The organism is Pseudomonas palleroniana, assembly GCF_003031675.1.
Taxonomy (GTDB): Bacteria; Pseudomonadota; Gammaproteobacteria; order Pseudomonadales; family Pseudomonadaceae; genus Aquipseudomonas; species Aquipseudomonas palleroniana.
The window spans coordinates 229,417-250,409 of the sequence record NZ_PYWX01000053.1; the positions used below are offsets into that span (position 1 = coordinate 229,417).

Here is a 20,993-nt window from a genome sequence, read left to right on the forward strand (position 1 = left end):
GCACGCGACATAGTCTGAAAGCGTAACCCGATAGCAAGCCCGTGGAACAGGCCGGTGCGAACCCTATTGGACAAGTTTCAAATAGGTTTGCGTTCCGCACCGGCTAAAAAACAATCATCAATAATGGCTTTCAGTTAGGCCGTCTATGCGTGAAGTCTTGGAGAAAATCATGAGCGAAGTTGAGCGTTATAAACCGTATAAGGGGGCGGCCGCAGGTTGGGGCGCGCTGATTGCGGTGACGAAAAACTGGCTGGGCAGTGAAAACGCCTTCAAGAACATCCGCGCGATGCTCAAGACCAACCAGAATGGCGGCTTTGACTGCCCAGGTTGTGCCTGGGGCGAGTCGCCGGAAAACGGTATGGTCAAGTTCTGCGAGAACGGCGCGAAGGCAGTCAACTGGGAGGCCACCGGGCGCCTGGTCAACCCGGCATTCTTCAATAAATACACGGTGTCGTCGCTGGCGGCGCAAAGTGATTATTGGCTCGAGTACCAAGGGCGCCTGACTCACCCCATGCGTTATGACGACTCGCTGGATCGTTATGTCGAAACCACTTGGGACGACGCCTTTGCCCTGATCGCCAAGCACCTGAAAGAGCTGGAGTCGCCGGACCAGGCAGAGTTCTATACCTCGGGACGCGCCAGTAACGAAGCCGCTTATCTCTATCAGTTGTTCGTTCGTGCCTATGGCACCAACAACTTTCCCGACTGCTCGAACATGTGCCACGAAGCCAGCGGCCTGGGCATGGACGACAGCGTCGGTGTGGGTAAAGGCACGGTAACGTTTGAAGACCTGGGGGAAGCCGACGCGATCTTTGTTATCGGGCAGAACCCCGGCACTAACCACCCACGCATGCTCGAACCATTGCGCGAGGCGGTGAAGCGCGGTGCCCAGGTGATTTGCTTCAACCCTCTTAAAGAGCGTGGGCTGGAGCGCTTCCAGCATCCCCAGCACCCGCTGGAGATGCTCACCAACGGCTCCGAACCGACCTCGTCGGCATACTTTCGTCCGGCACTGGGCGGCGACATGGCGGCCTTTCGTGGCATCGCCAAGTTTTTGCTGAAGTGGGAGCGCGAGGCCCTGGAAAACAATGGCGAGGCGGTATTCGACCGCGCCTTCATCGCCGAACACACCTCGGGTCTGAACAGCTACCTGGAACAAGTGGACGCGACCTCGTGGGAGCACATCGTCGAGCAATCCGGCCTGAGCCTTGAAGAGATCGAGCTGGCCGCGCGCATGTATCGCCGTGCCAAACGCGTGATCATGTGCTGGGCGATGGGGGTGACCCAGCACAAACACTCCGTAGTCACTGTGCAGGAAATCATCAACGTGCAGTTGTTGCGCGGCAATATCGGACGGCCAGGGGCCGGGCTGTCGCCGGTACGTGGGCACAGTAATGTGCAAGGCGACCGCACCATGGGTATCAACGAACTGGCGCCACCGGAACTGATCAATGCACTGGAGGCACGCTTTAACTTCCAGGTGCCGCGTCGTCATGGCCACAACACAGTGATGGCAATTGCCGCCATGGAGGAGGGGCGTTCCAAAGTGTTCATCGGCCTGGGCGGCAACTTCGCGCAAGCGACGCCAGACAGTCCACGCACCCATGAGGCACTGCGCAACTGCGACCTGACCGTGCATATCTCCACCAAACTCAATCGCAGCCATTTGGTGACGGGCCGCGAAGCCTTGATCCTGCCGTGCCTGGGGCGCACCGATATTGACATGCAGGAAGAGGGCCCGCAGGGCGTGACGGTGGAAGACACCTTCAGCATGGTGCACATTTCCCACGGCCAACTGAAACCCAAGTCATCTTTGATGCGCTCGGAACCCGCGATTATCGCTGGGATCGCCAATGCGACCTTGGGGAAACACCCGATCGACTGGCTGTGGGCGGTGGCCGACTACTCGCGCATCCGCGACCTGATCGCCGACACCATTCCTGGTTTCAAGGACTTCAACAAGAAACTGCTGCACCCAGGTGGCTTTCACTTGGGCAACAACGCCGCTCAGCGCATCTGGAAAACCGCCAGTGGGAAAGCCCAGTTTGCCTCCAGTGTGCTGCCCGCACACCTGGTCAGCGAAGGCGTGCGTGACCTTGATGTAAAACCGGACCTGATCCTGCAAACCATGCGCTCCCACGACCAATACAACACCACGTTGTACGGGCTTGATGACCGTTATCGCGGTGTTTATGGCATGCGCGATGTGGTGTTCGTCAACGAGCAGGACATTCGCAAGCTGGGTTATGAGCCTGGGCAGAAGGTCGACATGGTCTCGCTCTGGGGGGATGGCTTGGAGCGTCGAGTCAGTGGTTTTACCTTGATTGCCTACGATATCCCGCCTGGCCAGGCGGCGGCCTATTACCCGGAGACCAACCCTCTGGTGCCGCTGGAGAGCTACGGCGACCGCACCTATACCCCGACGTCGAAGTTCATCGCGATCCGCCTTGAGCCCGCGCCGGCCAGCAACCTGATTCAGTCTATCGGCGCATGAGCCGGGCCGGGGCGGCCTCGGCGCCGCTCCGGGTTTTGCTGATCACCAGACATCTGTTCGCTGCGGGCCGCGAGGCTCAATGAGGGTATCGTCATGTTAAATCCTGGGGCGCTCGACCTGGCGCGGATTCAGTTCGCGTTTACGGTCTCGTTTCACATTATTTTTCCCGCCATCACCATCGGCATGGCCAGTTTCCTGGCCGTGCTGGAAGGGCTGTGGCTGAAGACCAACAACTCGGTCTACAAGGACCTGTACCACTTCTGGTCGAAAATCTTCGCGGTCAACTTCGGCATGGGCGTGGTCTCGGGCCTGGTCATGGCGTACGAGTTCGGCACCAACTGGAGCCGGTTCTCGGATTTCGCCGGGAGTATCACCGGGCCTTTGCTTACTTATGAAGTGCTGACGGCGTTCTTCCTGGAGGCGGGTTTTCTTGGGGTCATGCTGTTTGGCTGGAACCGGGTAGGGCGTGGGTTGCACTTCTTTTCCACGGTGATGGTTGCCATCGGTACGTTGATCTCGACGTTCTGGATTCTGGCCTCCAATAGCTGGATGCAAACACCGCAAGGTTTTTCCATCGTGGATGGTCGGGTGATGCCGTTGGACTGGTTCGCCATCGTCTTCAACCCGTCGTTCCCGTTCCGTCTGATGCATATGGCGATCGCCGCCTTTGTCGCCACGGCGTTCTTTGTCGGGGCCTCTGCGGCCTGGCATTTGCTGCGCAAGAACGACACGCCGGCAATCCGCACCATGTTGTCGATGGCGATGTGGATGGCGTTGATCGTGGCGCCGATCCAGGCAGTGGTCGGCGACGCCCATGGCCTGAACACCCTGGAGCACCAACCCGCGAAAATTGCCGCGATTGAAGGGCATTGGGAAAACGTCGATAACCAGGCGACGCCACTGGTGTTGTTCGGTATTCCCGACATGGAGGCCGAGAAGACGCGTTATGCGATCGAGGTACCTTACTTGGGCAGCCTCATTCTCACCCACAGCCTGGATAAGCAGATCCCGGCGCTCAAGAGTTTCCCCAAAGAAGACCGGCCGAACTCGACCATCATTTTCTTCAGCTTCCGGATCATGGCCGGGCTGGGGATGTTGATGATCGTCACCGGATTGCTTGGGCTGGCTTTGCGGCGTCATGGCGCGCTGTATCGCAACCGACTGTTTCTGCGCCTGGTGCTGTTCATGGGGCCAACCGGCCTGATCGCGATGCTGGCCGGGTGGATCACCACCGAGGTGGGTCGCCAGCCTTGGGTGGTGTACGGGCTGATGCGCACCGCTGATGCGGCGTCCAATCATACCGTCACGCAACTGAGCATCTCGCTGGCGTTATTCGTGCTGATCTACTTCTCGGTATTCGCCGTGGGCATCGGCTACATGATGAAGCTGGTACGCAAGGGGCCGCAGCCCCATCAAGACCACCCGCCCCACGGCGGCCCCGGCCAGGAGCGCACACCACGCCGTCCCCTGTCCGCTGTCACCGAGACGCTGGCGTCCGGCGACCACACCAACTGATCAAGGGGATTGCACATGGGCATTCAAGGCATAGACCTGTCGTTGATATGGGGCGTGATCATTGCCTTCGGGGTGATGATGTACGTGATCATGGATGGCTTCGACCTGGGGTTGGGCATCCTGTTTCCGTTGATCCCGGACGAGCAGGAGCGCGACGTGATGATGAACACCGTGGCGCCGGTGTGGGACGGTAACGAAACCTGGCTGATCCTTGGCGGGGCGGCGTTGTATGGTGCGTTTCCGCTGGCTTACTCGGTGATCCTGGAAGCGTTGTACTTACCGCTGATCTTCATGCTGGCAGGGCTGATTTTTCGCGGGGTGGCGTTTGAATTCCGCTTCAAGGCCAGCCCGCAGAAGCGGCATATCTGGGACATGGCGTTTATCGGCGGCTCGTTCCTGGCGACCTTTTGCCAAGGCGTGGTGATCGGTTCCTACATCGCCGGCATTGCAGTGGTGAACCGCCAATTTGCCGGTGGCACCTGGGACTGGCTGTCGCCCTTCCCATTGTTTTGCGGCGTCGGGCTGGTGGTGGCGTACGCATTGCTGGGTAGCACCTGGCTGCTGGTCAAGACCGAAGGCATGCTGGAATCGCGGATGCGCCTGTTCAGCCACTACCTGGCATTCGCCTTGATGGCAGTGGTGGCCGTGCTATGTGTATGGACACCCTGGTTGCACCCGGAGATCGCCACGCGCTGGTTCACCCATGCGCACATCGTGGTGTTCGGGGCGCTGATGCTGCTGGGCGTACTGGCATTGGTCGGGCTATTGAAGACCTTGCGCCAGCATCACTCCCATTGGCCATTCGTACTGACCCTGGTACTGGTTTTCCTGGGCTACATCGGCCTGGCCTTCAGCATCTGGCCAAACATCGTGCCGCCATCCATCAGCTTGTGGGACGCCGCCTCACCGCCTTCCAGCCAGCTCTTCATCCTGATCGGCACGCTGTTCATCCTGCCGATCATCCTGATGTACACCTGCTGGAGTTACTACGTGTTCCGCGGAAAAGTGAGGATCGGCGATGGCTACCATTGAGACGAAAAAACAGAGGCCACGTCAGGCCGGCCCCTGGTACCAGCGAGTGTTTTGGCTGGTCGCTATTTGGTTCCTCAGCGTGATTGCACTCGGCATCGTGGCCAGTGCGATGCGCTGGATGATGCACATGGCCGGCATGACCAGCCATTGAGGCATATCCCACCCAATCAAGATCCGGCGCCAGAGGTGGCGCCGGCTCAAGGAGGCACTTATGTCGGCACGCATTGATAAATCCCATCCTGTTGAATACAAGACGAAGAAGGGTGTCACGGTACAGATCGGCTTCAGCTGGAGCCCGCCGCTGGATGTTCCTGTCGGCGCGACATTGACCCTGGTCGGCCCACGGCCACTCACGGTTTATGTGGAGGGCGATCACTGGGACAGCTATGAGCAGGCGTTCCAGGAGGCGCATGAGGCGGCGGAGCATTGGGTGAACCTTTTGGCGGGGTGAGGTGCATCGAGGAGGTTGGCTTGGTATTTATGCGCGGGTGCGTTTGATGGTGGAGGTTGGGGGGATATGGTGGGTTGAATGGTGGGTACAAAAAAAGACGTTTTGGGACGTCTTTTTTTGTTGAGCTGGGGTAATTTGAAACAAGTCGGTATCTATCTGTTTTTTCTGGTTAATAATTTATTGGTCAACTTGCTTGGAATACCAGTTGGAACGCTGCGTGGTCTGGATTCCGATGGACGGTGCTTTTTGAGCTCCGCCCCATAAACGAATCGGGATCGAATCTATCAAGCAAATGGTCGAGCTGTTGATTGATGCCCCTGCGCGTACGATGTCCCCACTCGCCGCACGTACAGGGGCTCCTAGCAAACGATAGCGTCAATGATTGCTGTGCTGGCTAAGCCGACTCTCGAAGTATTGCGCAGTCTCTTTGTCGGTGCAGTACAGGTAGCAACCCTTCATCCCGCGTGTCATCAGGGTTCGGTATGTATTTTTGATGATCAGGTCTGTTTCATTTTTCGCGAGGGTAGGTTGCTCTTTCATCATTTTTTTCCAGCCGCGAATCGATTTATCGTGCTTGTCGCGCTCGTCCGGGGATGTCACTACCTTACCGTCACGTACTATTAGGTCTGGCCCGATGATCACCCCGATGTAGTCGACTTCCAAACCTTGGCAGGTATGAATACAGCCAACCTGCTCAATGGAGTTCTCAGCGATGATCCATAGGCTGCCATCCTGATCCAGGTTCCATTGGCGTTTGTAGTCACCAATGACGATATCAGCAGCGGTGGGGTCTTTCTTGCTCAGCCAAGGCCAACAATAGCCCGCGACCACACGAGCTTTGTTTCCGTGGTTTTTCTCGTTGATTGCTTCATGCATCGCCTGAGGTGAGTCGAACACCTTAAACTCGTACTCTTGAGTCTCAAGCGTCGGATTTGCCGTCGAGCGAATGCCTAGTGTGTCATCCAGCCATGCCAGGTAACCGTCAGAACCACTGCAGCGAAACTGCGAAGACAGCACGTATTCTTCAACCTCAGCACCCTTGGCTTTTGCAAAGGCGCGTATCGCCTGCTTGCTGCCGATATCGCTCAAGGTTACACGCTGGTCTTCATCAATGAAGAAAATTGAGCATTTCGCTGAATCAATCAGCTCCTTGATCTGGTTTTCCCCAAGGTTTCCATAAAGCCCGCTTTTCTCATTCAGCCGGTGAGCTTCGTCCACGATAAGCGCATCGAATGTGTTGGGCTCAGTGTCGATGAATGCCCCAGAGCCTGAAAAGAAATTCGAGAAATGGCTGCGCTTGATGGTGCCAACCAGTTTGCTCTCGTAGACCTTGCGCGGGGCTGCGTTCTTGGAGACGTATTTGCTCATCAGCTTCAATTCGGTGAGCCTCACCAGCAGATTGATAGCCAGAACGGTCTTCCCGGTGCCCGGTCCACCTTCAATGATCATCACCTTGGGGGCTTGGTCCGAGGCCTCGCTTGCCGCCGCCAGCGCCGACTCAAAAATTGCTTTCTGATCGTCAATCAATACGAACTCGGGTTTGCCTTTCATCAACCCACCGAGGGCTTCGGCTAGCGCCTTGGACGGGCGAATTTTTCCTTCGGACAGCTCGTAAAGAACCTCTTTGTTGTCGCCATGACTTATATGCTTTTTCAGAAAGCTTCTGAGTTTACTGAGCTCTTCCGGGCCTTTCAGAAACAGCGGAGCCTTGCTGATGTGGGGCTCGTAGTGAGCTGAATCTATGACGCCGTCGCTGACGTAGTTATGGAGGTAGGCACACGGACGGATTTCGATGCTTTTGTCATACACCGCCTCGTTGAAGCCTTCCAGCAGCGCTGCATATGACCATACCTGATAGGACGGGTGAATGGTCTCAATGAGGCCGCCACCCAACGCCGTTTTGACGATGGCATCCTTGGTTGTGGCGTTGGCCTTACTCCATTGCTTCAGCTCTATCAGTACGGCTTTTTTTGCCTGGTTTTCGTCGCGACCGGTGAGTAGAAAGTCGATTCGCTTCGACGACTGCGGAATGTGCAATTCAATGGCCAGGCCTGCGTCGCTCGGCAGGCCCTCATCTCTAAGAACCTTGGCCATGTACGTTAGGGATCCTTGCCACGACCTGATTTCCGAGGTGCCAACGTTCTTGCCGGTAGCTTCCTTGTAATGCCTGAGGATCACCTCCTCAATGTCATCGTTATCGTTGTCTTTAAGAAATTGCTGTTTGGTCGCAGCGTAGACGATCACGGGCTGTCCTTAGATTCGAGTTGTTCAGAGTCGGTCGTACTTTTTGCTGCTGCTTTTGGCTTTATCCACGGGGTACTTCTGGCCGTTCGAGGCGAGTTTCCGTGTCACCGCCTCGTTTAGGTCAATGCCGAGTACGCTGCTCAGGCGAACCAGGTACATCAGTACGTCCGCCAATTCGTCTTTTACGGCGAGGCCGATTTCGGGATCTTTAGCTACGGAGAGCGAATCGGCATCGCTCATCCATTGGAAAATCTCGCACAGTTCTCCTACCTCACCAGTGAGCGCCAGGATGAGATTCTTTGGGGAGTGGAACTGCTGCCAGTCGCGATCATCTGCGAAACGCTGAAGGGATGCAGCAAGCTTCACTACGTCAACCAGTGGCGCGGATGAGGTGTCTGAGTCACTCACGGGGCTATCTCTTGAGTATCGGGGGGCAAAAAAATATGTAGGAAATCTGGCCTAAGATTGTAAGAGTTTTCGCTGCTTGCGCAGCTTTTTTGTGTTTTTCTCACACGCTCTCTGCTGGCCGCATTGCTTGCCAGTGTTCGCTAGGTACTTTGAGCGTGGCAAAGTAGGCCGCGACGACCCCATGCCCACCGACTAGCGGCATTTTCTCGATCTGTTCGTTGGTTTTCAGACTGGACCGATTCTGGTTAGCAGGTGATGGCAATCGGCACCAGACGAACGGTAGCAGTCAGCGGGGCTAGATTTTCTGTGGGTCTAGAAGTCGGTGGAAAATTTTGCGTACCCTTACAAGTAACTATAAATAAATCAGCTAGTTATGGATCTCGGTGGAGTCGAACCGGGACTTTTAGGTGTCAGCACGTTGTCGAGTTGCATGTGAAATATCCAGAGCAGGATACGGTAAGGTAAACCACTTCAAGTTTGAATATTGCCGATTCCCCATGGTGAATCGGCAGGAATCGGCCAATAGCAACTAGTCAGGTGTGTCTAATCAATCAAGGCGATTCACTCAACGGTACACCTGCCTGCCGTGAAATTTTGCGGACGGCGAGTTGTAGTTCGAGCTTGCATTGATATAGATCTTTATTGTTTTCACGCCCATAGGCTTTAACACATGAAAAAGCTGTGTCTACAAAAAACATGCTTGCGATTCTGGTCATCATTATTGAGTAAGCCCAAGCTTCCTTTCCAGCCTTTATTTTGTGCTCGGGTGAGGCGTGCATAAACATAAGCCACATAAGCGTGTCCTCGCCAGTTATATGGCTTGCTCCGCTGAGACGGTGATAGCTTTCATAGTAATCAGTCTCACGCCCAAGTGTTTCAAATCTTTTATAAAGCGACTTAGGCCAGTCAGTCTCCGGATTGGATATATCTACAGAGCATTGAGTTTCAATTTCATTAACGAATTCGTCCAATATGGTAATGACTTTTCTTCTTTCCTCTATCATAGTCGATATTTTTTCTGCGTCGGCTCCGTCTAGTATTTTCTGTTTCCATTCATTGAGCTTTCTATTGTGCTCATTCAGCCATGATTGAAAAAATTTTATTAATGTCCCTGAGTTACCGATTTCGGCTAGGTACATGATGTTTATTGAGCCTTCTACAACAACCCTAGCTAATGCCTCCGCACTGGCTGGCGAACCTGTCGAAATAGCAACTAGCATTCCTTGGACGTGCTCGTATACACGACCAGTCAGGTTTAAAAGCGAGTGAATTCGGAAGCCTTCATTGTTGTTTTTTGGCTCGATTTCTCCCAGGTAGTCATTAAGAATTTTATCTGCTTTGGCACACGACTCAATGGCTACTGCCGACTCAATAAGGTTTGCTTTTTTATCTATCTTAAAGGCTTTTCTGAATTTTGTTATGTGAGGCATTGTCGTGTGTAAATCCTGTAGGTTTAATAATGCAGTTCTAAATGGAAGCGCTATTTGGTTTTTGAGTGTGGCATTTAGTCGCGGCTGTATTTTGTGTTATTAGTATTTTATAATGCTTGATGGCTTATTAAATAGAAAAAGCCAGGTCAAAAATTGTCTCCGAGAATCGCTAGGGAGGAAAGCGATCAAACTCGCACGCTGTGCCGTTTTTTGAGAAAATATCGCTAGGTGTAACTCGTATAGCGCAATATAGAAGTTTTCTGGGGTTTTAGCTATATTTAGTTTGGCTCTGGACTTGTATATCTATATACCTCAAGTCTATTTTATTTTTAAAATTATCTAGGCTCTGCTATAGTACACTGATTAAAATGCTGCGTGCGCCAAAGTAAATCGAGGTGATTGTGCTGGGAGATATTCAAATTAGATCCGCCCTTTTGGCTAGGCTTGGTCGAATGTCGCACCGACCCAGCGCGCTAATTGAAGAGCTGAGAGTGCATAATGGAAGTGCGATAGCTGATGTGGTGGCTATTTACAAGGAGGCTCATTGTTATGAGATAAAAGGTGATGCCGATAAAATTGAGCGAGCAATAAGCCAAGCTGCCTATTATGATTTGGCGTTCAGGAAAATAACTTTAGTTACTACGGAGCGTCATGCGAATAAAGCTATAAGGATTATTCCAGCGCATTGGGGGGTGATGATTGCCAGGGAGGTAAGTGGTGTTGTGGTTCTCCGGGGGGCAAGATCTTCAAAAAATAGCCCTTTTTTTGATAAGAAGACTGCTCTCATGACTCTCTGGAGGACAGAGCTTTCAGATGTCGCCGAAGGGCTAAATATACAGGTTGCTGCAAAGGCAAATAGGGATAATATTTCTAACTCCATTGCAGGGGTTATGGGGAGAGAAGAGCTTAGCCTTGCAATTAGCGCTAAGCTCGCGCAGAGAAAGCTAGGGTTTTTGTAGCATAAATGTGATGTGAGCATTTATAGTCGGATTCAGGATGCTGCTAGGCGTTACTAGGGTTCCATGTGAGTTGGCTTTATCGTTCAGGTAATTGTCTCCCCAAGAGTATGGTGGTGTCCGATAGAAATTTTTTGCCACCAGAATCTTCGCCATATCGTTATACTGCTGGTTCCCTCGCGGATGGTTTTTTAAGCCGTTACCTCTAATAACATATTGAAAGTCTTCAAAGGCATACAGGATTTTGGGCGCAGTAACGTTGCGCATGCTTTCTGGTGGGATGTCGATTTCCGAGAAATTAGGGCTTACGATAGTGTAATCCCCAAGTTCAATGTCGCTTAGTTCGTGGTGGGCAACAACTTTTTTGTGTATGGCTAGCTCACTTCTGGGTAAAGAGATCTCATGCCCGACTTCAAGTATTTCCTTGATTGATGCTGGTATTGAAGAGCCGGTTATTATTATTTTTGAAAATGAATAATCGCGCTTTATAGCGATGATAAAGTTGATTAACTCTCCCGCTCTTTTGGTCGTATCACATGTGCGGCAAATCCTGTTGTCTAAAATAAGGATCATTGACGTGAAGTTGGGAGGGCATTTTCTAACTAATGTTTGTATTTCTAGTTTGGTTGTAGTGTAGTGCTGAAAGTCTTCGGGTTGAACTCTTAGTGCTATAATGTCTGATTTAATTTTGCCTGCGATTTTGGCGTTGAACACAGCATCATTTCGTTGTGGTGTTCTTTCGATGGCGATAACTGGGATGAACGTGGTGTCGGAAAATTTATCGATAATATAATTGTAGTTATCTTGTCCCGAAATCGTTATTGCATCAGGGACATCGAAATTATCAAGGTAGAAATTTCTATATTCTTTTAAGTGCGTTTTTATTTTTTTGTGCGTTCCATCAATAGATTTTTTTAGGGACTGTTCATTCAGGCCTTTTTTCATCGGGAAATCAAAGAAAGGAGCGATAAAAGGCTTCAGCGTAGGATGCAAAACCTTTAGGGCTCCGATCTCATTAGTTTTGGTTTTTAAGAATGGAGTATAGTTATTCATGTTTAAATACCAAATCCCTAGTGTTGTATTCGGACACGATATCGGAAAAGATTTCATACCGATTTAACTCGTGCCTAAGCATGCCTGCAATTATTGCTGGATGCAGTCCTTTTTCGTTTGCGTATTTTATTACGATCTCTCTGCGTAAATCATATTTTGGCTCACAGTTCCGCCATTCGTTTCTACTGACGAAAATTGTTTTGGTAAGTCGATCAGCTTCTAGTTCAATTTCTTCGGTTGATGCTTCTTCAAAGTCATCCAGTATTGGTGTCTCTAGCTGATCCAAGTGCAGGTGTATATGAGATAGCTCGTGCGTTAGTGTGAACCAGAAATTATCTAGTCTACTGTGCCTTAACGTCATGCCAATGACAGGATGGCCAGACTTTAATTTGAATACAGCTCCGTCAAGCTTCATTCCTTTAAGCTGCTCGTCAAATATAAGTATTATGCCGAGGTTTAATAGCGCACTGGAGACTAAGCGGATATTTTCAGGGGCGGGACTCATCCGAGTGATTTGATAAATTTGGTCAGTGGAAATCGGCTGGTATTCAGGTACGGATTGCAAATTTAAAAGTAGCTGGGCTGTATGTTTTATGCGGGAAAGCCAATAGGAAGTGGTGGCAGTATTTGCATTGCTCGATTGTCTAAAGAAAGTTTCGCCTTCGTTGTCTGTCAGTAGGTCGCGAAATAATGAAATGTTTTCACTACAAGGAGCATTTCTTTTAGTAGTTGATGCTTTTACTAAGCGAATAACTTCGTCGTGGGCGTTTAGCGCGTTGATTAAAGCCTTTGGATTTATTATGCTTTCAGATGTTACTACAAAATCATCCTGTTCCTCATTGTTGTTGGTCATACTGCCCCCGCATATTGAGCGGCCTTGGCCTCTGCCATTTCAAAATAGTTTAGTTGATCTTTGTCTAGACTGGGGAAATGTTGCATTCCAATCCGTTCGTAATAGGTTTTTGCTTTTGGTAATGAATGTAAGCTAAATCCGGGCCTGAGCCTCAATGCGTTACAAGAGTAGGCTATCGCGGACTTTATTAAAATGCTGCCAATTCCGCTAAATTGTTTGTTGTTCATTGGGTTTTGCCGATTCCAGGGGGCTACGGCAAGATACTCGATGTAAAAAATATTTCCCTTGTCAAAAATACTTTGTTTGGGGTGGTAGATTAGACATGCCCCTTGAGGCTTCGAGTCAGCTGATAAGAAAAACCAATGATATTCGTCTGTCCGATATGCGATTGATTTTTTAAACCATTCCCAGTGGCTATCCTCAAGGCTTAGGTTGCTTATTTCAGTTTCTAATAGATTCTCATCCTGACAGTTGTCTCTAACGTGTCTGAGAAGTTTTATGTTGAACTCCCCCCATAGTTTATCGCAAAGATTTCCGTGGGCGATGTCCCATCCATGATGAATTTTGAACTCTACTGAGCAGTTATTTAGATCAAGTAGATTACCCTTCTGTATGATCTCGTCTTCATTAGGCGGCATTGCGTCTAATAAACTTCTAATTTCATCTAGAGTCATTATAAATATCCGGCTGAGAAAGCGTAGTCTTTTGATTCTGCTGGGTGGTTATAATTTTGAGGTGAGTACAATTTTTCTAGTGCTCTTCGTAAGAGGAGCATAGATTTAGATGCGGAACGATTATGGCGGTATGTGAGTCGAATGTACTCTTTTTCGATTGCGATTAACGTATCGAAGTTAAATATTTGTTGTTGTATCGAGTTGATCATTTTTTAGCCTTTCCGTGGCAAACAATCGTTCAGGTGTTCCTGCTGTTCCTGCTGAGCGTTAGCTAGCATTCTAGGTCGAGCGTACTCCACATTTTATTTGCGTGCCATGTTTTGGCCATCATTTGAGTCCGTTTTGCTTGCTAGGGAAGCATGCGTTGCGTTTCGGGCGGATTGATTTTCTTTCGGTGTCCCGTCCTGAGTAAGATTTACACCCTCTGATCTATCGACAGGAGGCCCCTTCGCCTAGAGGTTGAACTGCCAGGATTTCCCTAAGCGAAAAGCGAGCAAATGCATGGTCAGCAGATAGTAATAGCGCGTCGATTCAGCGTGCTGGCTCAAGTGGTGGTTCAGAAACCATGCGAGATGCTTTTGCTGCCATGCCCATGGATTATCTCGGTTCCAGCGTTCAGAAATGGCAGCTTGAATAGTCTTGGCCTGGCGGATGTGACGTTCGCGTGTGGCATGTGCTCCAGTCAGCACCCCAGCCAAGAGGATCTCCATATCGAATGGTTTACTCACACCCAACCACCGATATACGCCGATACCACGTCGATACGGCCGTGTCCGAGCTCATAGCTGATTTGTAAGCGTGCCTCTCGATCAAGGCGTGGATTGAGGCGCCTGCACCTGCCACCGTTGATGGGCGCGAGATGATGGGTGATCTGCTCATAGCGTTCGCACGCATAGGCTGCCCGCAATTCGTGGAAGCCTTTGAGGTTGTGCGTATGGAGGATATCTCGGGCGGGGCGGACGATCCCCTGCAAGAAATCGAGGTAGCTTTCGTTCGGTGCCAGCAGGTTGCGGCAACCATTGGGCGAAACCTGTTCGGCAAACCTCAGCGCTTCACGAATATGATCATCTACCGTAATCCAGCGAGGTGCTGACGCACCTGAACGGCCACCTTTGGTGCCGTCCTGGATGTTGATCTTGTCGTAGTGTTCGGCTTCACGCTTGAGTCGCGGTAGGTCGGCCAGAATCGCTTCGCGCAGACGCATGCCAGTGGCTCGCGCTAACTGAGCGATGGCCGCGGCGCGCGGCTGCTGGTTTTCGCAAAGCACCTCTACGATCCGCTTCACCTGTTCGCGGTCCTGGCCTTGCGGCACTGAACGACGAACACTGGTGCGCCGCATTCCCAGTGCCTTACTCGGGCTCGGCACTTTCACATACTGATCACCGCGAAGCGCGGCCATGGTCCGATTCACACTGGACAACCGGTTTTGCGCAGTCGCGATGGCCAGCTCACCTCGTTCAACTTGTTGGCGCAGATGTCCGGCGTAGTCCAGCAAGGTCTGCCAATTAATCTGCCGCGCATCGTTAAATCCTGGTCCATCCTCCGACCGACACCAACGCACAAACGCCTGCCAGCGATCACTGTGTGCCTTGACCGTGCCGTAATGCCCGCCGCCAAACAGATCACGTAGCGCTTGCGGCCCGGCATAACTCAGTTGTCGCCCATAGCCAAAATTACGCCCATCCCGTTTACCCACGAGTGCCATGATCAAACTCCTCTTGAAGCTAAACCTTCAAAACCGTCCCCACGTCATCCCGCCAAGAATGTTGAGTGTTATCAGGGATCAAGGCCCCTGCGACCTGTGAGGGTTTTCCACTAACGCGGGACTGACGGCTCTTTACGACCGGGAGCTTGGGCATCTCAAGATATGTAGCCTCCTGAACACTTGCGAAGAAGTGGGCGGGTGGAGGCTGCGCTGGCTGACGAGACCAGCGCCGCGAGATCCTGAGTCGGGTGAAGGCAGTGAAGCGGTGACCGGGGCATGCCTGACTGTCAGTCAGGTGCAATCCATCCCGTGGGCTGCGGCACCATCATCTGCATCGCTGTTGCTGGTGACTTCGGTGTTTGTCACGCCGATTGTCACGAGGGGGAGTGCCGCAAAGCCTTGTACGAGTTGGGCTGCAGCAGAGGTTGGAGCGCCCGTCTCTTTCCAGAAGAAAGAGACGGGCGCAGGTTGGCGCAGTGGAATGGCCAAATGGATAGGTTGCTGCAGGGCAGCTGGGGAGGGGGATGTATTTGCCGCAATGGCAATGAGCTGAAGTAGGCATCCATCACTCGGTGAGTGACCGTGCGAGCCGCCGGACGCTAATCGCACTTTGGGAGAACCACCACGATGTGGCGTAGCCTTAAAGGTTCGGGCCACCTGGGGTGCTGTCATCGACAGCGCTTGCACGGCCAGTTCTACGCCTGTGGATAAACCCGGTCAAGGGTCGAAACCCACCGCTTCTTTGGACTTTAAGGGCGGTTATCCACCTATGGAATTCCGTGGTAAGCCCCGGACAACGTCGTGGCTTTTAGCTTTTCAAAGTGAGGTCCTTCCAAACAGGGCGGCTTTGCAGCCCTGTTTGGAAGGACCCGCGCTTACAAGCGGATAAACGAGACTGCTTGCCCTGAACCTTGGGCGCTCAGTTGCTGTTGCTGCCGTTATTGCGCCTGTACAGCGCTAGCGGATCGGCACCACGTTCTTGTCTCTGACTTGGCCGTATGCTGAGGCGAGCAGGCTACCGGTGGCGGCTTTCTGGATGTACTCACTCCACCAGGCCATCATCGGGCGCCGGCGCTCAATGTAGTCGGCTCGGTTGTAGGCGCTGCGTACCTCATCCTTGTCGACGTGCGCCAGTGCGACCTCAATGAGTTCCGGGTCCCACCCATGTTCATTCAAGATGGTACTGGCCATCGAGCGCATGCCGTGGCTGACCAACCGATCCTGGAACCCCATGCGTTTCAACGCCATGTTGGCCGTCTGGCTATTGGCGTGGGTGCGCGGATTTCTGTCCGCCGGGAAGACGTATTCGCGATGGCCGCTGTGAGTCTTCAGTGACTCCAACAATGCGACAGCGTGATCACTCAACGGGATGCTGTGAGGGCGGCGCTTCTTCATCCGCTCCGGTGGGATAGTCCAGACACGCCTTTCAAAGTCGATGTCTGCCCAGCGAGTAGTTGCCGCCTCGGCAGGGCGAGTCATCGTGTGCAACTGCCATTCGATCAGGCAGCGGGTGGTGCGTTTGATGCTGGCGTTCGCGATCTCCAGCATGAGCTCGGGGAGCTCTTCGGGTGGAAGCGCGGCCATGTTCTCTTTCTTGGGCTTCTTGAATACTGCCCTGATACCGCTGAGCGGGTTGGCGAAGATCAAGCCGGAGTTGACGCCGTAGGTCATGATCTCGTTTAGCCGCTGGCTAAGACGCTTGACCGTCTCCAGGCTGCCTTTCGCTTCGATAGGGCGAAGTAATCCAATCACCATCGGCGCGGTGATTTTCACCAGTGGTGTCGTTTTCAAGTCGGGGAACACATGCAGCGTGAGCGACCGCCAAATGTCCTCGGCGTAGGCCGGGTGACCGAGTCTTTCTTGAGCTCGAACCAGGCGGTGGCCACGTTCTCGAAGGTGTGTTCCGTTTCTGCGCGCTTGGCTTCATTCAGCGTGTTGCGCTGCACCTTCGGATCAATGCCCTGTGCGAGTAGCTCGCGCGCATCGACTGCCATCTTTCGTACGTTCGCCAGTGACCGTTCGGGATAGGTCCCGAAGCCGATGTTGATGTGCTTTTTGGTCACCGGTTCGCGGTAGTTGAAATTCCACAGCAACGAGACGTTGCTGCGCACCCGGAGCTGCAAACCGTCACCGTCAGTAAGGACGTAATCCTTGGACGCGGGTTTGACTCCCTTGAGCTGTCGATCGGAGAGGCGGAGGTTTTGAGCAGGCATGAGATTGTCCTCAGGCACTGATTCGGTATTCCAAAAATTAGCACCGGGTGAGCTGGAATACCGTCTGGAATACCCGAACGGCTGGAATTCAAAAACTCTCAAAAGACCGAAAAAGCGCTGGAGGCCGCGTATTTACTGGATCGCAGGCACAAAAAAGACGTCCATGGACGTCTTTAGATGTTGAAGTGGTGGAGCCGGGGGGATTTGAACCCCCGTCCGCCAGTACTCCGCTGTCGGTACTACATGCGTAGCCGTGTCTATTAAGTTAACCCTCAGCGACCCGACGGGCAGGGTGCTTTGGGCGAGTTGTGTAAGTTTTAGCCGCTTCGTCCACAACGTACTGCACGGCGATTCTGTTCTATATGACAATCATTTTGGGTTTACAGACATCCCCTGATGATTGCTGAGCCCGAAGGCATCAGGAGTGCATGTCAGCTGCAATTAAGCAGCGAGAGCAGCACCGTATTGGTCGTCATTGGCAACTATAAGAAGTTGCAACAGTGGATTTACGAGTTCTGTTACCAACTCGGCATGCACCTAAAGTTTCGCGACCGGCGTCGAATCCTAAACGGCCCCGTGCTTGTAACTCGTTGTTTCATAGTGAGTGACAAGCTTGTGCAGTGTACGCCAAACGGTCACAGAAGGCCAACCCGAAGGTTGGCCGTGAGCGTCGGCGCGCTATTGGTTGCCACCTTTGTCGCTGTTCTGCAGGTCTTGCAGGGCTTTGGAGGTGATCTCGATGCACTTCTTGTCATCCCCGGCGGCGTGGGCTGCCTTGGCTTGGGAGACGGCGGTGTCGATTTCGCCGCTTTTGCCGGAGGTGTCGGTGGCCAGCAGGGCTTTGCCGTTGTTGATTTTGTCGAGGTTGATTTTGCACAAATCAGGTTCACCGGCCGCGAAAACAGGGGAGGCCAGCATCGCTGCAGTGATGAACAAGCCAGCAAGAGCAGTGCGCTTCATCGGTATTCTCCTTGTACACGTAAGGCTCGATGCTGCTCCCGGGTTGGGGCAGCCAGCGAAGTCGTTGAGGGCCTTCATCGCGAAGACCTATGCAGATGACTACGCCGGCGCGCCGGGGTTCTGTTTTTTTGCAGGTTTAATCTGCGCGGGCCTGGGTGACGCGGTCCACCAGGTACACCAACCCGTGGTAATCGATGCCGCTGTGCTGGCTCAGGCCGATTTCGCAGGTGCGGCTGGTGGAAATCCCTTCGCTGCAGTATTGCACCACGTCCTTGAGGGTCCGCAGTGAGTGGGCGTTGAGCTCCGGCGTGGTGAAGCCCTTGTCGCCGGCAAAGCCGCAGCAGTGGATGCCTTCCGGGATCACCACGGTCTTGGCGCAGCGTCGCGCCAGATCGATCAACGCCTGGCTTTCGCCCAGGTGCTGGGTGCTGCAGGTGACGTGTACGGCGATGGGCGCTTCCTGGGGGGTGAAGTCGAGGCGGTCCATCAGATGGGTGCGAATGAAGCGCACCGGGTCGTAGAGGTCCAGGCGCGTTTCGCCGAGGTCCTGCATCAGCCGCAGGGTACAGGGGCTGGTGTCGCAGTAGATCGGGTCGAGGCCGCCGCGACTGGCGTGGAGCAGGGCGCCGAGCATTTCCTGGCGCTTGTGTTCGGCCTGTTCGGCGTAGCCCTTGGATGCGAAAGGCTGCCCGCAGCACAGGTTATCCAGGTGCTCGGGAAATACGACTTGGTAGCCGGCCTTTTCCAGCAGGCCACGAGTCTTGTCGTACAGCGACATCTGCTCTTTATCACCGGCTGCGGGGCCCATGGCACGCGAGACGCAAGCCGTCAGGTAAACCACGCGAGGGCGTTCGTCGGTCACAGGTGGGCTGAAGCGAATGGCTTTCTCCGGCTGCGGCATGGCGTTGGTCCACTGCGGGATCTGGCCTTGGGACAACCGGGTGAGGTTCGCCGAGAGTTTTGCAAGGCGCGGTGCGCCCAGCAGCATGCGCGCACCATTGGCAACGTGCAGGGTGAAGCGTGCACCTTGCAGGGTGGTGGCGAAATGGCTGGCCAGCCATTCGGCTGTTTTCGTACGGTTGGCGTCGCGAGCACGCAGCTTTTTCACCAGGTCACCGGTATTGATGCCTACAGGGCAGCGTTGGGCGCATAGCCCGGTGGCGGCGCAGGTGTCGATACCCTGGTAGTGGTACGCCGCTTCCAGCTCGGTGGTGTCGACGCCGGCGCGCCGTCTGGCCTGGATGTCGCGCCAGATCACGATGCGCTGGCGCGGGCTCAGGGTCAGCCCCTTCGACGGGCACACCGGCTCGCAGAAACCGCACTCGATGCACTTATCCACCAGCTCATCGGCGGCGGGCAAGGGCTTGAGGTGTTTGAGGTGGATTTGCGGATCTTCGCTGAGCACCACGTCCGGATTGAGAATGCCGTTGGGGTCGAGCAGGCGTTTAAGCTGCCACATCAATTGATAGGCGTCGCTGCCCCATTCCAGTTCGACGAAGGGCGCCATATTACGGCCGGTGCCGTGTTCGGCTTTCAGCGAGCCACCGAATTCCACGGCCACCAGTTGCGCGACGTCGTCCATGAATGCTTGGTAGCGTGCGACTTCTTCGCTGCTGTTGAAACCTTGGGTGAACACGAAGTGCAGATTGCCTTCCAGGGCGTGTCCGAAAAGAATCGCTTCGTCGTAGTGATGCTTGTCGAACAGTTCGATCAAGCGATTGACACCGATGGCCAGTTGTTCGACCGGGAAGGTCACGTCTTCGATGATCACCGTGGTGCCGGTTTTGCGCACGGCGCCGACGGCGGGGAAGGTGTCTTTGCGGATGGCCCATAAGCGGGCGTTCTCCACCGGGTCTTCGGTGAAGTCGACCTGTTTTTCCACAGGGAAAGGTGCCAGGGAGGCCATGATCAGTCTGATCTGTTCCTGCAGCAGCGATGGCGATGCCGCACGGGATTCGATCAGCAACGCGCAGGCGCTTTCCGATAGGTGTTGTACGAAAGCCGGCATACCCGGTTTGTTCTGTACCGAGCGCAGGCTGCGCCGGTCGAGCAATTCGACCGCCGAGACCGGTTGGGTTTTCAGCACCGTCACTGCGTTGCAGCAGGTTTCGACGTCCGGGAAGACAATCAGCGCCGACGCCTTATTCGGGTGATCAATCACCGTGTCGTACGTGACTGCGCTGATAAAGCCCAGCGTGCCCTCGGAGCCCACCAGCAGGTGGCTGAGGATATCCAGGGGCTCGTCAAAGTCGACCAAGGCATTGAGTGACAAGCCGGTGGTGTTTTTCAGACGGTATTTGTGGCGGATCTTGGCTGCCAATTCGGCGTTGGCTCGCGTCTCGCGGCCCAATGTCGCCAAGCGCTCGAGCAGTGCGCCATGTTGTTGCTCAAAGGCTGCGACGCTGGCTGGATCTTCGGTGTCCAGGCGGCTGCCGTCAGCCAGTACCAGGCGGATGCCCGCCAAGGTGTGATAGGTGTTTTGTGCCGTGCCGCAGCACATGCCGCTGGCGTTGTTGGCGACGATACCGCCGATTTTACAGGCGTTGATCGACGCCGGGTCAGGGCCGATCTTGCGCCCGAACGGCGCGAGCCAGGCGTTGGCCTGAGCGCCAATCACCCCGGGTTGCAAGCGGATCTGCGTGCCTTGCCCACGAATCTCGCGGCCGTTCCAGTTGTCGCCCAGCACGATCAGCACCGAGTCAGAGATGGCTTGGCCGGACAAGCTGGTGCCTGCCGCACGAAAGGTCACGGGAACGTGATCGCGTTGGGCCAGTTGCAGCAGCGCCACCACTTCGTCTTCCGACTCTACACGGACCACCAGCTGTGGGATCAGTCGGTAAAAGCTGGCGTCGGTGCCGAAGGCCAGGGTGGAAAGCGGGTCGTCGAAGCGTCGATCTTTCGAAATCAACTGTGCGACGTCACGCAGAAAAGCAGCAGGCAGGCTCATCGGTCCTCCAGGAATAGTTGACGCCGCACCTTGGTCCGGCGTCGATGCTTACCCTATT

The 20,993-nt window shown here is 53.8% G+C and carries 16 protein-coding genes, 1 other RNA gene and 1 pseudogene; 6 read left to right on the plus strand and 12 right to left on the minus strand.

All coding sequences use genetic code 11. The annotated features are described in order from the left end of the window. Positions 1 to 169 precede the first annotated feature (169 nt). The 5 genes from C9383_RS19100 to C9383_RS19120 all read left to right on the plus strand — a co-directional run bounded on the left by C9383_RS19100 (position 170) and on the right by C9383_RS19120 (position 5,492). Positions 170 to 2,494: an FdhF/YdeP family oxidoreductase gene (locus C9383_RS19100; protein ID WP_090365749.1), complete on the plus strand. Its 2,325-nt coding sequence runs from the start codon at positions 170 to 172 to the stop codon at positions 2,492 to 2,494. A gap of 93 nt (positions 2,495 to 2,587) precedes the next feature. After that, entirely contained in the window at positions 2,588 to 4,009 is a 1,422-nt protein-coding gene (locus C9383_RS19105; RefSeq protein ID WP_090365750.1) for a cytochrome ubiquinol oxidase subunit I, read from the plus strand. 15 nt (positions 4,010 to 4,024) lie between these two features. After that, positions 4,025 to 5,041, plus strand: a complete 1,017-nt coding sequence (gene cydB / locus C9383_RS19110; RefSeq protein ID WP_090365752.1) for a cytochrome d ubiquinol oxidase subunit II — start codon at positions 4,025 to 4,027, stop codon at positions 5,039 to 5,041. Next, positions 5,028 to 5,192 (plus strand): DUF2474 domain-containing protein, encoded by a 165-nt coding sequence (locus C9383_RS19115; RefSeq protein WP_090365754.1) that lies wholly within the window; start codon positions 5,028 to 5,030, stop codon positions 5,190 to 5,192. The genes cydB and C9383_RS19115 overlap by 14 nt, the downstream gene beginning before the upstream one ends. 60 nt (positions 5,193 to 5,252) lie before the next feature. After that, positions 5,253 to 5,492, plus strand: coding sequence for a hypothetical protein (locus tag C9383_RS19120; RefSeq protein WP_090365755.1), 240 nt, complete (start codon positions 5,253 to 5,255; stop codon positions 5,490 to 5,492). Positions 5,493 to 5,867: 375 nt separating this feature from the next. Here the strand turns inward: C9383_RS19120 and C9383_RS19125 are convergent, their stop codons facing one another. From C9383_RS19125 to C9383_RS19135, 3 genes are all read right to left on the minus strand, one after another. Further along, positions 5,868 to 7,736, minus strand: coding sequence for a DUF2075 domain-containing protein (locus C9383_RS19125; protein WP_090365756.1), 1,869 nt, complete (start codon positions 7,734 to 7,736; stop codon positions 5,868 to 5,870). A 24-nt stretch (positions 7,737 to 7,760) separates the two neighbouring features. Next, the gene (locus tag C9383_RS19130; protein ID WP_090365758.1) at positions 7,761 to 8,144 is read right to left on the minus strand and encodes a nucleotide pyrophosphohydrolase; all 384 of its coding nucleotides are present in this window, start codon (positions 8,142 to 8,144) and stop codon (positions 7,761 to 7,763) included. A 551-nt stretch (positions 8,145 to 8,695) separates the two neighbouring features. Continuing rightward, positions 8,696 to 9,574 (minus strand): DUF5677 domain-containing protein, encoded by an 879-nt coding sequence (locus tag C9383_RS19135; RefSeq protein WP_090365759.1) that lies wholly within the window; start codon positions 9,572 to 9,574, stop codon positions 8,696 to 8,698. A 401-nt stretch (positions 9,575 to 9,975) separates the two neighbouring features. On the opposite strand from C9383_RS19135, the gene C9383_RS19140 reads away from it, so the two are divergent. Further along, on the plus strand, positions 9,976 to 10,533 hold the full coding sequence (locus tag C9383_RS19140; RefSeq protein ID WP_153189002.1) for a sce7726 family protein: 558 nt from the start codon (positions 9,976 to 9,978) through the stop codon (positions 10,531 to 10,533). Here C9383_RS19140 and C9383_RS19145 read toward each other — a convergent pair. The 9 genes and pseudogenes from C9383_RS19145 to C9383_RS19190 all read right to left on the minus strand — a co-directional run bounded on the left by C9383_RS19145 (position 10,519) and on the right by C9383_RS19190 (position 20,935). Beyond that, complete coding sequence (locus tag C9383_RS19145) at positions 10,519 to 11,583, minus strand: beta family protein (RefSeq protein ID WP_159438922.1); 1,065 nt, start codon at positions 11,581 to 11,583, stop codon at positions 10,519 to 10,521. The two genes, C9383_RS19140 and C9383_RS19145, sit on opposite strands and share 15 nt — an antisense overlap. Then, complete coding sequence (locus C9383_RS19150; RefSeq protein ID WP_107338875.1) at positions 11,576 to 12,436, minus strand: ImmA/IrrE family metallo-endopeptidase; 861 nt, start codon at positions 12,434 to 12,436, stop codon at positions 11,576 to 11,578. Before C9383_RS19150 ends, C9383_RS19145 begins: the two co-directional genes overlap by 8 nt. Continuing rightward, a complete protein-coding gene (locus C9383_RS19155) occupies positions 12,433 to 13,110 on the minus strand; it encodes a GNAT family protein (protein ID WP_090365764.1) in 678 nt (225 codons plus the stop codon). The genes C9383_RS19150 and C9383_RS19155 overlap by 4 nt, the downstream gene beginning before the upstream one ends. 452 nt (positions 13,111 to 13,562) lie before the next feature. Continuing rightward, complete coding sequence (locus C9383_RS19160; RefSeq protein WP_090365765.1) at positions 13,563 to 13,838, minus strand: hypothetical protein; 276 nt, start codon at positions 13,836 to 13,838, stop codon at positions 13,563 to 13,565. After that, on the minus strand, positions 13,835 to 14,815 hold the full coding sequence (locus C9383_RS19165) for an integrase domain-containing protein (protein ID WP_090365766.1): 981 nt from the start codon (positions 14,813 to 14,815) through the stop codon (positions 13,835 to 13,837). The genes C9383_RS19160 and C9383_RS19165 overlap by 4 nt, the downstream gene beginning before the upstream one ends. A 957-nt stretch (positions 14,816 to 15,772) precedes the next feature. Next, positions 15,773 to 17,028, minus strand: a pseudogene (locus tag C9383_RS19175) (integrase domain-containing protein). Between the two features lie 186 nt (positions 17,029 to 17,214). Next, positions 17,215 to 17,604: a transfer-messenger RNA gene (gene ssrA / locus C9383_RS19180) on the minus strand. Positions 17,605 to 17,706: 102 nt separating this feature from the next. Beyond that, complete coding sequence (locus tag C9383_RS19185; protein WP_060752284.1) at positions 17,707 to 17,988, minus strand: hypothetical protein; 282 nt, start codon at positions 17,986 to 17,988, stop codon at positions 17,707 to 17,709. 136 nt (positions 17,989 to 18,124) lie between these two features. Continuing rightward, the gene (locus C9383_RS19190) at positions 18,125 to 20,935 is read right to left on the minus strand and encodes an FAD-binding and (Fe-S)-binding domain-containing protein (protein ID WP_090365768.1); all 2,811 of its coding nucleotides are present in this window, start codon (positions 20,933 to 20,935) and stop codon (positions 18,125 to 18,127) included. Positions 20,936 to 20,993: the final 58 nt, after the last annotated feature.